This window comes from Prevotella conceptionensis 9403948 (assembly GCF_000312305.1).
Taxonomy (GTDB): domain Bacteria; phylum Bacteroidota; class Bacteroidia; order Bacteroidales; family Bacteroidaceae; genus Prevotella; species Prevotella conceptionensis.
In genome coordinates this window covers 1-983 of the sequence record NZ_HE999492.1, presented here as the reverse complement: position 1 = coordinate 983, position 983 = coordinate 1, and the positions used below count along the sequence as shown (strand labels likewise).

Annotated in this window: 2 protein-coding genes; both read right to left on the bottom strand. The window is 52.7% G+C overall.

Annotated features, from left to right (window positions below; translation table 11 throughout):
• Positions 1 to 580, bottom strand: a 580-nt coding sequence (locus BN93_RS18870; protein ID WP_232211224.1) for a leucine-rich repeat domain-containing protein, incomplete at its 3' end; no start/stop codon positions are given.
• A gap of 5 nt (positions 581 to 585) precedes the next feature.
• Positions 586 to 983, bottom strand: a 398-nt coding sequence (locus BN93_RS18865) for a leucine-rich repeat protein (RefSeq protein ID WP_232211223.1), incomplete at its 5' end; no start/stop codon positions are given.

Here is a 983-nt window from a genome sequence, read left to right as displayed (position 1 = left end):
CCAGCACTTTCTTCGTCGTGCCATCGCTCATCCGTATGATGTTCACGCCGCGTTGTGGGGCGTAAATGCGCACGCCTTGTAGGTTGTAGCGAGCTGTCTCAACGGCATGGCCGGCAGGTTGGTCGGGCGTGTCAATGCCTGTAACCACCGCTTTCAGGTCGTCTTCTACACCGTTGAAAATAAAGCCGGTCCAGTCGTCCGACTTCTCGTAAGCCTTCTTTTGGCCTTTAACCACATGCAGATTGATAGAGCTAGAAAAGTCGGCAAAGGCATCTTGGTGGCAAGCGGGCGGGTTAAGGGCATATACATTGAGCGTTGTTTCCAAAGAGTTGTATGCCACAAACTTTGCGCCAATGTACGTTATGGTAGAGGGGAGCGTGATGGTGGCGAGCCTATAGCAGGCAGCAAACATGCCATCGCCAATGCGCTGAACGCCTTCGGGGATGGTAGCCTCCTCTATCACACAGAAAAAGAAGCAGCTGTCGCCAATCTCGCGCACCGTTGAAGGGATGTTAACTTGGCATCCTGTGAAGGTAAACGCCCACTTGCCTATCTTTGTCAGCCCCTCGGGTAACACCACTTCGTTTAGTCTGGCCTTCTCTTTTCGGCCTCGTCGTTGATAAGCTTATAGGCATTGCCGCCGCCACACTCTTGGAAAGCACCCGTTGCCAACTCCTTAACAGTGGCGGGAACGGTGTACTTGTTGCCCCGTTTAGACGTGGGATAGCAGATGAGCAGGGTTGCGCCCTTATCAAACAGCACGCCATTTGTGGACACAAATTGTGCATTGCCTTCGGCAACGTTGATGCTTTCGAGTGCGTAGGTGGAGGCAAAAGCATCCTCGCCAACGAAAGTTACAGCTTTTGGAAGGGTGATGGCACTGATGTATTTTGCCCCACCAAAGGCCAAACTACCCACACGCTGAACCACTTCGGGCACTTGTACCTCGCCTGTGCCTTTCTTAAAGCATTGCAACAGCGTGT